This is a genomic window from Vibrio minamisatsumaniensis, assembly GCF_050337445.1.
GTDB classification, from domain to species: domain Bacteria; phylum Pseudomonadota; class Gammaproteobacteria; order Enterobacterales; family Vibrionaceae; genus Vibrio; species Vibrio artabrorum.
Window position 1 is genome coordinate 26,933 of record NZ_JAKJSY010000038.1, and the last position, 15,262, is coordinate 42,194.

Consider the following 15,262-nt stretch of genomic DNA (forward strand, 5'->3'; position numbering starts at 1 on the left):
GGGCCTTGGTCTGGCGTATGACTTGCGTAATAGGTCAGATGGCTGTGAGGTGTTCCCGCACTTCACAGTCGCCCATTTCATTGCCGTAGAAGTTGCACAGCTCCCTCTCTGCCTAAGCAGGTCTCAGGTACTCAAGGCTGTGCCCAAATACGAAAAAACCCCGCCAATGGCGAGGTTTGAAATTGTTTGCGGTTGCAAAAACCGCACTTTGATAAATTTATACCCTAACTATAGGACATTTGCAACTACATGTTGTGTTTTATTTATAGACAAAGCACTACATGGTGTGTTTAGTGTGGCTAACATCATTTCACCAACGTCCGTGGTAATGTATCGCCCATCTGGGATCTGCTTTAACTGACCAGCAATAGTTAGCTGTTCCATCACAAACGCAACGTGGGGAATACTAGCCTCACCTTTTGCCATTGCATAACCACCAACACTGTCGGCGCTCTGTGGCCCACACGAAGCGCTTTCAAGTATCTGGCGTACAAGGTTCTTCTGGTCGTTTTTAATTTGGTTCATAACTTATCTCCTGGCGTATTTAAGTCAGGGACGACACTATGTATTACCGAGGTGGAAAGCCAGTCCTATTTTTTGGGAAATTGGCTTGTGTGACCACGACCTCCTATTGGCAATAAACCACTCGCTGGGTAATGGGTTCAGAGCTAACGTTCCCCTCGCACAATAAGCCAGGAGAACAAATCATGACAACCACGCAAATTAAAAGCGACATCGCAGAAGCTATTGAACTTTCAACCAAGCTGCGCGAGATGATTTACAAGCTACACCAAAAAACTTGCAACGAAATGTCTGAGAAAGAAAAGCAGGGCAAACCAATGACGGAAGAACGCCTGCTAAGTGAAACCATTATCCCAATGATAAGCGACGCCACGCAGCTACATGGCAAGCTGGCCATGCTTGATAATATTTACAACGAATAACAAAGGGCCGCATTTGCGGCCCTTTCCTTTATTACTACCCGAAAGCCTTATAACTAACTTCACAGCTTAAAATACGTTCATGCCTTCCAACGTCCAGCTCTGTCATCAAAGCTTTGCCTAACTTCTTCGCTAGGTGGTATTCAGCAACTGCACCATCACTATCTTCCCACCCCTCCAGCATGACAACACAGTCTGCAGCACGAACCATAGCGCAACAAATATCCATATACTCGGCTTGGGTTAACCCGTCAGGCAGAACAGCAGGATTAAGGACAACATACCCAAGGTGTTTAATTCGATTCCCCAAAGAAAAGAAGCTGGTGCGATTGAAGTCAGGCAGGCCGGACATGGGTCCGGCAATATACACCTTATTCAAGCTACGACTTTCGATGTCACGTACCAAGCTCTCAGCCTGTTTAACCAATGATGATGCTTTCTTTCCAAGAGACTCCATTAAGCAGCCTCCCTTGCTTCAAAGTAATCACCAATATTAGCCATAACTAAAGCCTGTGCCACTGGCGGTGCGACTGAGTTTCCACATCGAGCCACTTGGCTTTTCTTTGATAACTTTTTACCTTCGCTGTTATGTGAGATTACATAGTCACTAGGAAAACCTTGGGCTGCGAATAACTCATGAGGCTCAAGCATTCTCATGCCAATATCGACTATTTGATACTGCTCTCCCTTGATAGTTACCAGACCAAAGCGATCCTTTGTTGTTACTGTACTGAGGGGCTTGCCACACTCATGGCCAACACTTGTACCATAATACTGAATAAGGAACGCTCTAACTTCACCAATATGCAATCCGCCGGCTGAAATAGTATGGACTGGTTCATCACTGCCATGACCAACATTAGTCCCTCGCATTTTAACCATATGGCTAGTTACCAAAGCATTATGATCCACCGTTGTCACTGTAGATAAGGGATCTTCCATTTTAGAACCGTCAACACCAGTGTAATGCTTAGCTATAAAAGCGGAAACCAAAGCAAAGTGACCTCCTTTAACCTGAGCGCAAATCGTTCTTAAAGGTTGATCGGCTGGCATGTTTCGCTGACTTGATGCGTTGGCACACTCGGTAATAAATGGGGTAGTGCACTCACCAGGAACAACAAACGGCTTCTCACTATCTAAGACAAACTTCTCTAACCCTTTTGCAATTCTCTTCATGGTGTTTTCGGCTAGAGGTCGCTTACGGTTAAAAATTGATTTAACCGGGATAGACCAATCAATGATATCGGCTGCAGTCTTAAACGGTTTTAGCCCACTACCTACAGGACCATGCGTCTTTTCTGGCCACTGGATTTCTGCACCATCATTTCTTGCAACCATAAAGAAACGCTTCCTTGTAGTCGGCGCACCATAGTCACAAGCATGTAGAACTTTAAATTCCACATCGTAACCGAGACCTTGTTCCAACTTTTCATACGGGAAGTTATCACCAAGAGCATCTTTAACTTCTGGCCAGGCCGGGTGTGCTTTATCCAAACCAGTCGTTAACACTTGAACAAAAGCATCAAAAGTCTCGCCTTTTCGATCTGGGCAAGGCTTAAATTTATTATCATCCACTTCTACAACTGGCCCCCATGTCATGAACTCTTCTACATTCTCAAGCATCATGATTCTTACAGGGACCAAAGCAGCCCAACGAACAGCTACCCAAGCAAGCCCACGAATATTTTTATCTACAGGTCTATTACCCTTGGCTTTAGAGAAGTGCTTACAATCTGGCGAAAACCAAGCCAGCCCAACTGGACGTCCACGACAAGCATCAACAGGGTCAACATCCCAAACAGATTCACAATAATGCTCTGTCTCAGGGTGATTAACTTTGTGCATGTCGATAGCTTCAGGATCGTGATTAATTGCAATATCAACGTGTCTATTTAATCCAAGCTCAATACCAGTAGAAGCACCGCCACCACCTGCAAAATTGTCGACAACAATTTCACCTTTTAACAATCCATATTCCATTATTCTTCTTCACCATTATATTCGATGACACCAACAGGCTCGTTGGGTTCTTCCGTTCTCCAGTGCGGTACCCATTTATCTAACCAGGCTTGCGCCTGAGCTTGGGTCATGCGGTTATGTTTCATGACATACGCTTGTAATTCACTGGAATCAGATGGAAGCATGATCAAGCCTGTTGAATGTAAAGTAGGGCAGCGCAGAGGCTATAGAACATTACGCTGCCAGCGATTAGTTTGAACTGAAGCATTGGTATTACATGCAATTCAGAAGAGCCGGGTATTGAAGCCCGATTGGAGCGAACGGTATGTCGTCGTCAAAATCCATTGGCGGCTCATTGTATTGAGGCTGCTGTGGTGCACGCTGTTGCTGCGGAGCTCGCTGCTGTTGTGGTTGGTTGTGTGGCTGACCGTTGTTTGGTTGTTGTGGCTGGCCCCAACCGCCTTGCTGAGAAGATTGCTGCTTATTACCAAGGATCTGCGCCTGACCTTCAGGGTAGCGAACATCGACATAAGTGGTGTAACGGTCTTGACCACTCTGATCTTGCCACTTCCTGGTTCTAAGCTTGCCTTCGATGTAAACCTGATTACCTTTCTTCGCATATTCCCCCAAGAACTCAGCCGTTTTCCCAATAACTGAGATTCGGTGCCATTCTGTTTTATCGCGCTGCTCTCCAGTTGCCTTGTCACGCCATACATCACTGTTGGCAATAGTCAGATTAGCGACAGCAGTACCGTCTGGCAGATAACGAATTTCAGGGTCTTCACCAAGCCAACCAATTTGGATAACTTTATTAACTCCACGCTGAGCCATTATTCACCTTCCTTAACTTCAACCGTTACTGTGATACCGTCTGACAATCCTTTTGATGCTGCTTTTTGAAGTTCAGAAGCCCAAATCGTGCCATCCTTGCCCGGTGTAATGTTTTCACCTTCCGTACTTTCTTTTTCCTCGAAATCATCAAAGCCACCAAAAGATTCACCAAGAACTTGGTTTAGTGTGTGAAGGAGGTTTGCTGTTAACAGCCAATCAGCGTTATAGCACTGATCATCAGCACCATAAGAAAATACAGGTTCCTGATCTTGGCTAAGTGGAATATGAGAAACTTTACTTAGTTGGAACGGGTGACGCCCCTTTTTGGTATGAAGCTTAAAGGACCAACGCTCGAAATCATCTTCACCAAGCGGCTGGTCAAAATACATATCAGCCTCAATGATGTCCTTACCACGAAGAACGGCCAGCTCTTCATCGTCTAAAGTAATGCCTTCAAACGTGATTTTCTTTGATGCCTTGTCACCAACGGCCTTAACCTTGCCAGAGTGATCAATATGCAATCCCTGAGAAAGTTCAACACCCTCTGCACAAAGGCATTTGCACAACATATCGCTTGGTCGTGCTGCTGTACGACCTGGCATAACACGAAATGAGCCCAATGCCTTACGAAGTGCACCAAGCACCGATTCACACAGCTTGATAGATTTAGTGTTTAGGTAAATCCAACCTTTATCGGCATCAATAAAGCCTGTAACGATATTCACGGTTGGCACCTGCATGCGTAATACTTCTTTGCGTGCGTTATCTTCAATGTCACTTCCCAATTGCTTGGTGACGACGGTACCTTTTTCTTCAAGCTCCTTAATGCGCTTACGTGCCAGCTCATTTACCTGAGCAGCAGGGGCTTTCTTTTCTTCAATGCGATATGCAAATCCAAATAAAGCGCCAAGCTTCATGGCCAGTTCTTCATAGTCTGAATTAACAGGGTGACGGAAACCGCCAGTGTATGTGCTGGTATCACCAATTGGTGAGTAGCGGTGCTTGCTAAGCTTTTCGTTCAGCTCTTCCAAGCTGTGCTTAAATTCAAACAGGCGGTAAATGCTTGCTTCAGTAAAAATCATGTCCGTTCTCTTTGTTCTGGTCGCTATTCTTAAATTCGATTTGTACGCCATTGGGCTTTGCGACCACGGTCGCAATCGGCTTTTCACTCTGAACCCAATGTTCGTTCTCACAGTGATAGCCTTGCTTTTCTAAATATGTTTCTGCTTGAAAGTACGATTCAAAGGTAAAAGGCTCACTGCTGACTGCTATGGTTCGCATAATGGCTCCTTGGATTACGCTGCTTTATCTATCGACGCTTTTGACTTTTTTGCGATAGAAAACTCATGTGCTGTAATTTCATCTACGTTCTTTGGTAGGTTTAATGAGGTGGAAATATAGACATCACCTTCAAAGGCAAACCACTCGATACCGGAAAAAACAACATCACCCCAAGAGATGCCAATGGTGTTATAAAGCTCATCCAGAGAGACATCAGTGCAATCAGGCTTTAGCTTTTCATACTCCGCTCTAAGTTCGCGAAGCTTATTCATGTTTTCTTTGCCTTTAACACGCTGACGGATCCAGCTAGTGTTGCCTCGTGTCGAATTTGGCTTAGTCCAAAATTCAGCATCAGGACGGGTATGCGGATTATTAAGAATCAAGTCACCAAAAGCATGACCTGTTGCACTAAAAACAAAGGCTGGCTTTGCGTCAAAGTGTTCAGCAAAAGCGGTACATTCGGCTTTCAGCTTACTGACCTGATTTCGGTAGTTAGTCCATGCTGAATACACATCTGCATGGTTTGATTTGAAAAACTTCTTCATGTTTATCTCCTGGCTTATGCAGCCTTATTGACTGCTTGGTCTTTCTGTCTGGCGTAATCACGTTTCCACATCATCAATATGTGCTCGTCACCAGACCGATTACTGATACTCCAGCACGCTATCGCAGCGTTCTTGTTATCAAATGCAAATGTGTGAAAATTGCAGTTCGGGCACATCAGCATAAATTCTCTTGTGGCTTGCTTATATCGCCACTCAGGCAACCATTTCATTTCTGGCTGCAGTTCGAAGGCTACGTTGCAAAGGCATGTTGCTATTCCTTCTGGTAGTTTTGTCGCGGCGTCCCCATTCATACACATGGTCAAGCCCCTCCTGATCGAATGATTCAATAATCCGAAGCAGGCGATTCCAACGGCATGCCCAGCGCTTATTCCAAGCAGCTGCGCTCTTACCTGCGAGCTGTGCAATCTTGGTCTGTGGCAGCAAGTCCTTGCCTGCGTTGATTTGATCTCGCTTCTGCTGGCAAGCCAGTAAAGCCAAATGCTTAATTAACTCTGCAGATGAGCCTCTTAGTGCACGTTCTTCCTGCTCTGAGAACTGAGCAAGTAACTCCACTAAAAACTCTCTTGATGGCAGCTGTGCGCCATCGCTGTAGCAGTAGCGAAGCCATTCTGCTACGCACGTTCTTGCGTTATTCATGGCTCGTACTAATTTCGTAAACTTGAACGCTTGGGGCGGTAGTGGCATCGGTGACTTCTTGAACGTCTTACACGCTAACGTTCTCACCACTTCTGCTTTCACCTTGATGGACTCACCACCAATCTCAATTTCATGAGTAGGTGATCGCCCATACTTGCTGTCGTAACCGTTATTCTCAAAACCTTCCAACTGACCTCGAGTGCGGGGAACAACAAGCAGTGCCTGGCGAAGTTCTTCTCTTAAGCCTTCTTTGTTGTAATGCACTGCGACCCCGCTTAGCCTTGCTTAAATAGCTGGCTGTTTGCCATCGACACATAAGCCGACGGCATGATCCCGGTTGCCTTTTTAATTGCGCCCAACTCAACAAAGCTGGTAGCAATAAGCTCGTACAACTCATTAGAAAGTTGCTGTAAGCCGGCACGACAATCATCGCTGTTATAAACACCGTCCATAGCAGGCTCTGAATGTTGAAGAACATCGGCAAACTCCTTAGAAACATCTGAGAGGCATGCCTGCATTTCGGTGAGTTTTGACTCTGGCCCAATAGGTGAGAGTGGGGTATAGAAAGTGCCCATCGCGCCACAAACGTCATTCATGCACTTGGTGCGATACTCACCAGGCAGAGCAGCAATCCAGCCAAAAACAAAGTCAGCAGGCATAGGGGACTCTTCTTTAAGGATCCGCTCTATCTGCTTACACTTCGTTTTTTGCCATCGCTGAAAGGCGTCAGCATCATTAGGCTCTTCACCCAAAGCACCGGACTCGATCAGGTTGCTAATCAATGCACCCTTGACGAACTCATCACGGCGCACGTTAGTTGCTTCAAAACAGGCAAGCGTATGTCTTATGACAATCTGCGCTAAATTGCTGTCGTTCGCTCGACATATCATTGCTGCCCCTCCTTGAGTATCTTTGTTGAAGTGAAATCGCTTTTAAGCTCGCCGTTAGTGATGATTTCCAATTGGAATTGGCGAAGAAATGGCACTTCCTCCCCCCACTTGGCTACAGCTTGCGGCGAACATTTGCAGGCATTACCTACTGCAGTTGCACTACCAAAGTGATTAATAACAGTTTCAGTTTTCATGCAGCCATTTTAACCAATTGGCCTGTTTATTCAACCTAAGTTTAAACTTTACATTAAACATATGTTCAAGATCAAATTTTTAAACCTAGGTTTAAAACCTTGTGGTAATATAATGATATGAACGAGATAGGTGATCGCTTAAAAGAGCGGAGAATAGAGCTAAAGCTTTCCAAGTCGGAATTAGCGCGTGCAGCCCAAAGTTCGGTGACCATGGTGAGTAAATGGGAGTCGGGAATGGGTATGGGATTCGACTACGCAGCGCGTATAGCCGAGAAATTGGACGTTTCTTTGGAATGGCTTTACTACGGTGGTGAAATCGTAGGAGAGGCACCAACCAGCAATCGTATCCCTATTGTGGGGAATACGCAGGCTGGCCCGAACAAGGAATGGTTTGATTTGGGCTTCCCGGTCGGCTTTAGCGATGAATATGTGGACTTTCCAGCCAGAGGTAAGCATGTGTACGCCCTGAAAGTAATAGGGGACAGCATGACACCGAGGATTCTGGAAGGTGAAGCTGTGCTCATTGATCCTGAGTCTGAACCTGCGACTGGTGAAGAGGTCGTGGTAAAAATTAAGGACGGAGATGTGATGGTTAAGACATTAGCCGCACTCCGTGATGGGATCGTGTTCCTTGATAGTTATAATCAGGGTTACAAACGCATGACGTTTCCACTGAAGGAAATTGAGTTTATACACCCCGTGGTGGGTGTGGCGCGTTCCAGCAGGATCAAATTAGCATATTAATTTAAACCAAGGTTTAAATTACCTTGTCTAACCATGTTTAAATCGTTTATTATTGTGGCTTAGTAGACGATCAGAGGCATGGTGACAATATGACTATTACAGATAAATTAAACTATGTAACTGATTTTAAAGAAGAAAATAAAAACAGCAGACGTAAAAAAAGCCCGGTTGTGGCGACCGAGCTTCTTTACGTAAATGGGCAGTTAGAAACAAACCACCACAACAAACTTTGGTTTAATTCTAGCTGTCTACGCGTGTGCGTGCAATAGAAAAATTGCTTTTGAGCAAATTTTCAGCGCACCGCTATCTGCTGCATTAATGGCAGGGAACAATGAACAGACTAGAGTTGACACTCTTAGAAGTAGAAGACGCACTGAATAAGATTGACCCCAATCTCCCTTATGTCGATTGGTCTAAAATCGGTCGTGCGCTTTATTCCGAATTTGGCGACAGTGCTCGCGATATATTTGAAAGCTGGTCTGCACAGGGCGGCTCTTACCATAAGAAAGAATTCAACGCTTGGTGGAAGAACTTCCGCAAAACGCGCAAAACCTCGTTCGGCTCATTCATCTACATGGCTATGGAAGCAGGCTGGAAGCCAGAGCGCCAAGAGCTAACAGATGAAGAACGCCAACAACGTAAAGCACAATCTGAGCAGCGCAAAGTAGCCGCACAGAAAAAACGTGAACAGGCTGAGCAAGCGCAGTGGACAGCTCTTGAAAAAGAAGAGCACGAGTTCAAATCTTGGACGGCTCAATTTGCGCCAACAGGTTACATGCAAGAGAAGCAGATGACCGACCTGGCTAAATTCGTTGACGTTCGCTTAGGTTACGACAAGTACAACCGTCCATTCCTAGCGTGGCCAATTCACGATGAACTATTCAACCAAGGCAACTTCTGCGGTTACGAAAAGATCATCGACAAGCGCATCCAAATCGGCACTAAGAAATTAAACAAATTCTCAAGTGAAAATGCCCGAACTGATATCGGGTTTATTACTTTTGGTACGGATTGGGTCCACGGTCGCAAACGTGTTTTTGTGGTTGGTGGTCTTGCCGATGCTTACGCAGCTCACATGGCCAGCGGCGAAGTTATCATTTCACCAATCGGTGAAGGTAACATTCCAGGCATTATCCTACTGCTTCAAGAAAAGCACCCTGATGTAGAGTTCATCGCAGCACCCGATAATGATAAAACGGGCTGGGAAATGATCGAGCGATCTGGTGGTTTCTGGACACTTCCACAAACCGAAGGCAAGGACTGGAGTGAAGTTTACATCACCGAGGGCGATAACGCTGTACTTAACCAGCTGCTACATGTTCGTGGCTTCAAAACTCTCGTTTCAAATTCTCGTTACCTGCAGGCAGAAATTCGCAACGGTTTGAACCTGCTTAAATCTGGTATGGGTACGGGTAAATCGACCACGGTTCAAAAGTTCATTAAGCAGAACCCACATCTAAAAACCCTAATCGTATCTCACCGCCGTGCACTGGCTAAATCACTACGCTCGAGCATCAATAACGACACTATCCAAGTGGAGTATTACGAAGACCTGATCATCAAGGATGCAGGTAAAGGCATTGATGCGAACATGGCACTGAGAAATGCGAATATCCTTGTGTGCTCTGTTGACTCACTTCACCGTCTTGCGGGTTCTCGCTGGGATGTGGTGTTTGTTGATGAAATCGAACAAAACCTTGGTCACTACTTTGCAGAAACAAACCGCTACGGTGAGCACTGCTTAAACTACCTGACTTTTGCGCTGACTCATTCACAGTGCCAAATACTGGCAGATGCTCACCTGGGTGATTTAACCAAAGCATTCTGCAACCGCATTGGTCTTAACTCTGGTTTCATTTACGACAACCAGTACCAGACAGGTAAAGACGAAAACGGCAACCCTAAAAAGCTTTACGTTTACCAGTCAAAAGCACAGCTAACCGAAGTGGTGATGCAACAGCTGATGGCTAAGGGCAAACGCTACATTTACGCTAACTCAAAATCAGAAGTAAAACGTATTGCGACTGCCGTTGAGCAAGAACGCGAGCGAGGCAACTACGCTGGCAAAGTGCTAGTGGTTCACGCCGATGTAACTGATCACGAAGATGTGGCAACGGCCCTGCAAGACATTAATGCGGTTGTTCCTGATCTGGATGTGATTATCGCAAGCCCAACCTTGGGTACTGGCTTCGATATTAGTGCTAACTGTCACCAGTTTGAAAAAACAGTGGGCTTCCTATCTAGCCGAGTAGGCACAAGTGAAGAGGGCCACCAAGGTCTAAACCGTGCTCGTAACATTACCGAGTTCCACGTATACCTAGACCCGGCAGAACGCAGCGAACCAACTGACCCAGATTACATTCACAGCAAGCTGATCGATGAAGTATCAGCTGAGACTATGAAAGTCTTGGCTATCGACCCAACAACGGGCGAATACACATCTCGCAACCCTCTTTTCGAGTGGCTTTACTGCGAAGTTAAAGCACAACACAACGTATCGAAGAACCGTTACAAAGCTCGCTTCTTGGAAATTGCCGAGCACGATGGCTATGAAATCATTCATGTAACAGAAAACGAAATGGCGAAAAAGCTGGGTAATACAATCCGCGAACTTGCCAATGAGCGCACCAAGCGCGAATTGCTACGTGATATTGCCGACGCTCCGGTTCATATTGGCGAAGCCTTTGACAACATGATGTCCAATGGTGAAAACCACTCGGCTGTTGAAATCGCCAAATCTAAAGTGGTTCACGACCTGAACCTTGATGATGCAACCGATGAAGAACTGGACTCGCTATTCCCTATGGCGAAAGAGCTATACAAAGAGTTCGAACAACCAGGTGAAAACTGCGAGTTCAACCAAGCGGATGCACCTATCGAGTTTCCTGAATCTCTGAAAGAAGCAGTAACGTGTTCACTAACATACAACCAAGAGCGCAACCGATACGTTAACTCTATCAAGCGCCTAACGTGGGTGAACGTAACACCGGAAACGGCTAAGGCACTGGATAGCAAAGACGTTCAACACGCAGAGAGCCGAGTGAGCTGGCGTCACCTTTCCATTCGTCGCGCTCACATGATCAAGCTGTTACGCATCGCAGGTATTGATGAGCAGTTGAACTACAACGGCAAAGCCTGGACTGCAGAAGAGCTCAATAAAGAACTTGGCCCATGGCTAAAGCAGAAGAAGAACAAAGACCGCCTGTTCAAGTATTCAAACATCACTGTAACACCAAACACGCTAGAGAATCCGTGCCAGTGGCTGAACAACCACCTGCGCTCTTTTGCTGTGCCTGTCATTCAAAAAGGCAAGCGCCGTGTCAACGGTAAGGCAGTGAACACCTACTGTGTGGATCAGGATGCTTGGGCTGGCGTTCGCTCTCTGGTTGCTATGCGTACTCGCGGTATCGAAGACAGCATGCACGACATCGACAACATCGATGTAGAAGTGCTTACCCGTAGTGTTAACAAGTTCATCGAGTCAATCAACAAAGGCGACTTCAAGCCGGGCTGGAACATCCTGTTCGGCAAGATGGACAAGCAATGTGTGCTTGCTGGCCAGACTGAATTACGCGACGAACTAGCGCAGGCATTTGCACAAATCTCAGACCGATTTGATGATCAGGCGACCGCGAAAAATGATCCACCTTCGCCGACAGTTTTATATAAATCAATCGGGCAAGGTGGATCACTTCCACCAGCCACAAACACTAGCTGTGATGCGGGCTTTGCGTATATAGAGGGGAGGGAGGAAGATCCACAGATACAAGTCCAGATTCCAGCCACTCACACTCTCAGTGCAAAACACCGCGAAGTGGTGCAACAGGTGGCTAATATCGCCGTGAACAAGCATAAGATGCCTGCTGATAAGGTTGTGGCATTAATGGAGCGGGAGGGCTTGGACGTGTTCTCAGATAACCCTGAGGCTTGGGCAGGCACCATTCGTGACATATTGGTGGGCTAGGAGTCAGCATGATTCAGACAAATGTTTATTCGTTCTCTGTAGCGGCAGAGAAGAAGAAAAAAGAACAAGAAGCCGAGCGCAAGGAGCGCTCAAGACAGCGTATTTTACGCGCAGCAGCAAAGATTAAATGGTGATGGACATGAATAACCCAATTGATTTTTATGTGGAACGTATCGAAGGCTTCAACGATATGAGCTTCAAGGAAAGACGAGCTGCTGTGCGAAAGATGAACCTTGACGACAAGATGCACAACAAAAGTACCCTTAAATCTATTTTCAGGGTCAAGCCAAATAAAGATGCCGTATGTGAGTACAGTTATAAAAACCACTGGGGGCAGATGGTGGAGTGCTTTAACTTGGACCAATGCGTAAATATGAGAGAGGTTACCACCAAGCCAAGAACTCAAGCCCAAACAGAAGCTGCGAAAAAATTAGCAGATACTAGCAAGGCAAACAGCCCTAAAGGCCGGGCTATTGCATTGTGTCAGAATCTGATCGAAAAAGGTGCCGTGGTTATTGATACCGAGACCACTAATTTAGATGGCGTGGCCATCCAGCTATCAGCAGTATGTTGTCAAACACGTGAAGTGTTATTTTCATCGTTAATTCATACGGAAGTACCTATTTCAGAAGGTGCTTATAATGTTCATGGTATTGATGCATCAATGCTGAAAGATGCCCCTAAACCAGAGCAGGTTTTGGTTGAGCTTGAAGATATATTGCAAGGCAAAGAGCTGATCGCTTTTAACGCAGAATTCGACCAGCGTATTTGCGCTTCAACGTTTGGTGATGCCTCTTTCAACAGCGGTAATTGGACATGTGCCATGCGGAAAGTTGCGGTACCTGTTCTTGGGTCAACAAACCGATATGGAACCATATCCCTTTCTAATGCCATGCTTTATGCAGGGGTAGAGTGGAGCGGTAGAGCGCATGATGCTACTGCTGATTGCTTGGGAACGGTTGACTTGATTCGTAAGATTGCAGAGATGTAACAACAGGTTTTCAACGTGTTCTGTGGATAAGAAAAAGGCTGGGATACCCCAGCCTTTTTGTTTTGGTTACTGCCAGTATTTGGCAAATCGTTTGTTGTAATCCACCAGCAGCGCATTCACATATGCGCTTTTCTTACCTGGGCCCATGTGTTCAAGAACGATGGTACCGCGATGTTTTACTTGGGCGATCCACCAGCCGTTCTTCTTCATCGTGCTAATCATTGGCTTTTTCGGCAAGCTGGCGCAAAACTCATATTCATTCCAAGCAGCATGCATTGCCTGCATTGCGTTATCAGCCTGAACAGTAAAGTCGAAAGTCATGCCTTTATAAGTCATATCAACCAGCCACATTCCGTTATCCAGTTTCTTAGGTGCGGCAAACTTTGGTTTTTCGGTGACGGCTGGCTCTTCTTCCTCAGCTTCCGGTTCTGATTCAGCATCGTCTTCATCATCAGACTCAATCATGTCGATCTCATCTTCAATTTCATCGACAGCTTCTTCTTCAACGACTTCATCCAGTGCCAGCTTTTTCAGTTCTTCCCAATCCACCCATTTATCACTTAGGTAGGTTTGGATGCTTCGCAGGTTAAGCTGCTGAACGTCTGGCAACATGATGTGCTTGCGAATGTAGTGGGCGGTGATGTTATCAACCGGAAGCCCTGCTTCTAACTGCTCAATCAGCCATTTATGAATGCGTATAGCGTTAGGGCTGCGCTTCCAGTCTTCAATCTTAGGTGTCATTTCACTCAAGGCATCGACCACAGGCTTGTTTTGAGATGAAGAGACTTTCTTTTCACCTGCTCGGATAAAGCTGGCCTTTTCTACCTCGGTACTGATCTCGAACTTCTCATAAGAACGCCCTGTTTCACTTTGACCTTTAGCGTGGCCATAAACCCGGGTTCGATATGCAGAGCGACCTTCACCTTCTTTCTTGAATCGGTCATAGCCAATCTCACTATACATATCACGTGAGTGGCGGAACTCCATTAATGGCGTATTGAATATGGTACGGATGCGCTCGTTCGCAGAGTGAGAGTAATAACGACCAACCGCATTAGTGTGGTATTGGTCCGAGATAGGCAAGTCTAAAACGCCATTTGCGACCTCGTTCCCACGTTGGTCCAGGTAAGTCACCATGTCGTCTTTCTGTAACTTTCTCAGCAGGTTCAGTCCATCCAGCACCAAGTCGCGATCAACCAAACATGGAATCGCGTATGGCTTGACGTCATTAAATAGGTCACGGTCATGAGTTTTTAGCTGACCACTGAAAATGACATGCTGCTCTGGTGTGGTTTCAATAACGTCAAACACTGCAGTCTTGAATATTTCCGTTCTACGTCTGCCTGTTGCAATCGCTATCGCTACTGCTAAGTCGAACTTATTCGCCTTATCTTTCTTCTCGATTGACTCTTTCAGCAGGTTCTCCGCCGTTTCCAGTGCGAAATTCGGGTTAACCTTAATCTGGTTCATAACATTGCTATCACGCTTGTCACGGTCCATAGAGGTGCCGATTTTTCTAACCCAAACATAAATAGGCTGGATCAGATAGTAGGCGTGGTGCTCGATGCGGATATCCTGTAGCGCCTTGACTACAGCAGCACGGTTTGGACCTCGGCGCTCATTCTTGTATAGAATTTTCCAGTTGTCTCTCAGAGTCGAAACGTCCATGTCTGGGGACATCAGTTTAGAGAAATCAGGGATGTACTCTTCCAGGTTCTTTGCCGCTTTATCAAGGTGCTTTTCAATAAGGTGGTGAGGCATATTAAGGGCAGTGATCGCATCCTTCCACTCGCGAAGCTTATTCGAGATGCGGTGTGCCTCTTTTACTTCTGCCAGCTTGCGCTTTTCCCCGGTTAGCTTTTTGCTGATATTGGTGAAGCTATAGTGCACCTCACTATGCTGGCCAACACGCACACGCTTTGACTCAATGCCAATACTGCCATCCTTTAAATGACGCTTGACCATCGCACCAAGGCGGTCTGTGATTTGCTTAGGGCTAAGCGTTTTATCCGAGTAAACAGACTCACAAAAGTCCGCTATCTCTTTTTTGGTTGTGTCTTTGTCTCTCATGGTTCCCACCTTACAGAAAATAAATGCACCAGATTTAAAATAAATGTACTACAAGACCAATAAATACTCAATAACTGCACCAGATAAATTAAATGCACCAGACACAAATAAACCAGCGATAAGTGCACCCGATTAAATGTTACTAAGTGCACCAATAATCTAGCTAGATTATTGGTGCACTTAGTAACATTTAAT

Annotated in this window: 18 protein-coding genes; 6 read left to right on the plus strand and 12 right to left on the minus strand. The window is 45.8% G+C overall.

What is annotated here, in order from left to right; all coding sequences use genetic code 11:
* Positions 1-228: 228 nt before the first annotated feature.
* Positions 229-525, minus strand: a complete 297-nt coding sequence (locus tag L4B77_RS10240) for a hypothetical protein (RefSeq protein WP_429750251.1) — start codon at positions 523-525, stop codon at positions 229-231.
* Positions 526-707: 182 nt separating this feature from the next.
* Between L4B77_RS10240 and L4B77_RS10245 the strand changes: the two genes are divergently transcribed.
* Positions 708-944: a hypothetical protein gene (locus tag L4B77_RS10245; protein WP_429750253.1), complete on the plus strand. Its 237-nt coding sequence runs from the start codon at positions 708-710 to the stop codon at positions 942-944.
* A gap of 34 nt (positions 945-978) precedes the next feature.
* Here L4B77_RS10245 and L4B77_RS10250 read toward each other — a convergent pair whose 3' ends face one another.
* The 10 genes from L4B77_RS10250 to L4B77_RS10295 all read right to left on the minus strand — a co-directional run bounded on the left by L4B77_RS10250 (position 979) and on the right by L4B77_RS10295 (position 7,298).
* Positions 979-1,398, minus strand: a complete 420-nt coding sequence (locus tag L4B77_RS10250) for a DUF4406 domain-containing protein (protein WP_429750255.1) — start codon at positions 1,396-1,398, stop codon at positions 979-981.
* A complete protein-coding gene (locus tag L4B77_RS10255; protein WP_429750257.1) occupies positions 1,398-2,921 on the minus strand; it encodes a DNA cytosine methyltransferase in 1,524 nt (507 codons plus the stop codon). Before L4B77_RS10255 ends, L4B77_RS10250 begins: the two co-directional genes overlap by 1 nt.
* A complete protein-coding gene (locus L4B77_RS10260; RefSeq protein WP_429750259.1) occupies positions 2,921-3,085 on the minus strand; it encodes a hypothetical protein in 165 nt (54 codons plus the stop codon). Before L4B77_RS10260 ends, L4B77_RS10255 begins: the two co-directional genes overlap by 1 nt.
* A gap of 88 nt (positions 3,086-3,173) precedes the next feature.
* The gene (gene ssb, locus L4B77_RS10265) at positions 3,174-3,731 is read right to left on the minus strand and encodes a single-stranded DNA-binding protein (protein WP_429750261.1); all 558 of its coding nucleotides are present in this window, start codon (positions 3,729-3,731) and stop codon (positions 3,174-3,176) included.
* The gene (gene rdgC, locus L4B77_RS10270) at positions 3,731-4,813 is read right to left on the minus strand and encodes a recombination-associated protein RdgC (protein ID WP_429750263.1); all 1,083 of its coding nucleotides are present in this window, start codon (positions 4,811-4,813) and stop codon (positions 3,731-3,733) included. Before rdgC ends, ssb begins: the two co-directional genes overlap by 1 nt.
* Positions 4,800-5,012 carry a hypothetical protein gene (locus L4B77_RS10275; protein WP_180903015.1) on the minus strand — a complete coding sequence of 71 codons (213 nt, stop codon included), beginning with the start codon at positions 5,010-5,012 and terminating at the stop codon, positions 4,800-4,802. The genes rdgC and L4B77_RS10275 overlap by 14 nt, the downstream gene beginning before the upstream one ends.
* A 14-nt stretch (positions 5,013-5,026) precedes the next feature.
* The gene (locus L4B77_RS10280; protein ID WP_429750265.1) at positions 5,027-5,557 is read right to left on the minus strand and encodes a hypothetical protein; all 531 of its coding nucleotides are present in this window, start codon (positions 5,555-5,557) and stop codon (positions 5,027-5,029) included.
* A gap of 213 nt (positions 5,558-5,770) precedes the next feature.
* A complete protein-coding gene (locus L4B77_RS10285) occupies positions 5,771-6,478 on the minus strand; it encodes a bacteriophage antitermination protein Q (protein WP_429750267.1) in 708 nt (235 codons plus the stop codon).
* 11 nt (positions 6,479-6,489) lie between these two features.
* Positions 6,490-7,104, minus strand: coding sequence for a hypothetical protein (locus L4B77_RS10290; RefSeq protein WP_140347655.1), 615 nt, complete (start codon positions 7,102-7,104; stop codon positions 6,490-6,492).
* On the minus strand, positions 7,101-7,298 hold the full coding sequence (locus tag L4B77_RS10295) for a Cro/CI family transcriptional regulator (RefSeq protein ID WP_140347657.1): 198 nt from the start codon (positions 7,296-7,298) through the stop codon (positions 7,101-7,103). The genes L4B77_RS10290 and L4B77_RS10295 overlap by 4 nt, the downstream gene beginning before the upstream one ends.
* Positions 7,299-7,415: 117 nt before the next feature.
* Here L4B77_RS10295 and L4B77_RS10300 point away from each other — a divergent pair, with 117 nt between their 5' ends.
* The 5 genes from L4B77_RS10300 to L4B77_RS10320 all read left to right on the plus strand — a co-directional run bounded on the left by L4B77_RS10300 (position 7,416) and on the right by L4B77_RS10320 (position 12,997).
* Complete coding sequence (locus L4B77_RS10300; protein WP_429750270.1) at positions 7,416-8,042, plus strand: LexA family protein; 627 nt, start codon at positions 7,416-7,418, stop codon at positions 8,040-8,042.
* Positions 8,043-8,131: 89 nt separating this feature from the next.
* The gene (locus L4B77_RS10305; RefSeq protein ID WP_429750272.1) at positions 8,132-8,311 is read left to right on the plus strand and encodes a hypothetical protein; all 180 of its coding nucleotides are present in this window, start codon (positions 8,132-8,134) and stop codon (positions 8,309-8,311) included.
* Positions 8,312-8,373: 62 nt separating this feature from the next.
* Positions 8,374-12,006 carry a plasmid replication protein, CyRepA1 family gene (locus tag L4B77_RS10310; protein WP_429750274.1) on the plus strand — a complete coding sequence of 1,211 codons (3,633 nt, stop codon included), beginning with the start codon at positions 8,374-8,376 and terminating at the stop codon, positions 12,004-12,006.
* An 8-nt stretch (positions 12,007-12,014) separates the two neighbouring features.
* Positions 12,015-12,140 (plus strand): hypothetical protein, encoded by a 126-nt coding sequence (locus L4B77_RS10315; RefSeq protein ID WP_429750276.1) that lies wholly within the window; start codon positions 12,015-12,017, stop codon positions 12,138-12,140.
* A gap of 5 nt (positions 12,141-12,145) precedes the next feature.
* A complete protein-coding gene (locus tag L4B77_RS10320) occupies positions 12,146-12,997 on the plus strand; it encodes a 3'-5' exonuclease (protein WP_429750278.1) in 852 nt (283 codons plus the stop codon).
* 66 nt (positions 12,998-13,063) lie between these two features.
* Here the strand turns inward: L4B77_RS10320 and L4B77_RS10325 are convergent, their stop codons facing one another.
* A complete protein-coding gene (locus tag L4B77_RS10325) occupies positions 13,064-15,067 on the minus strand; it encodes a protelomerase family protein (protein WP_429750280.1) in 2,004 nt (667 codons plus the stop codon).
* Between the last annotated feature and the right edge of the window lie 195 nt (positions 15,068-15,262).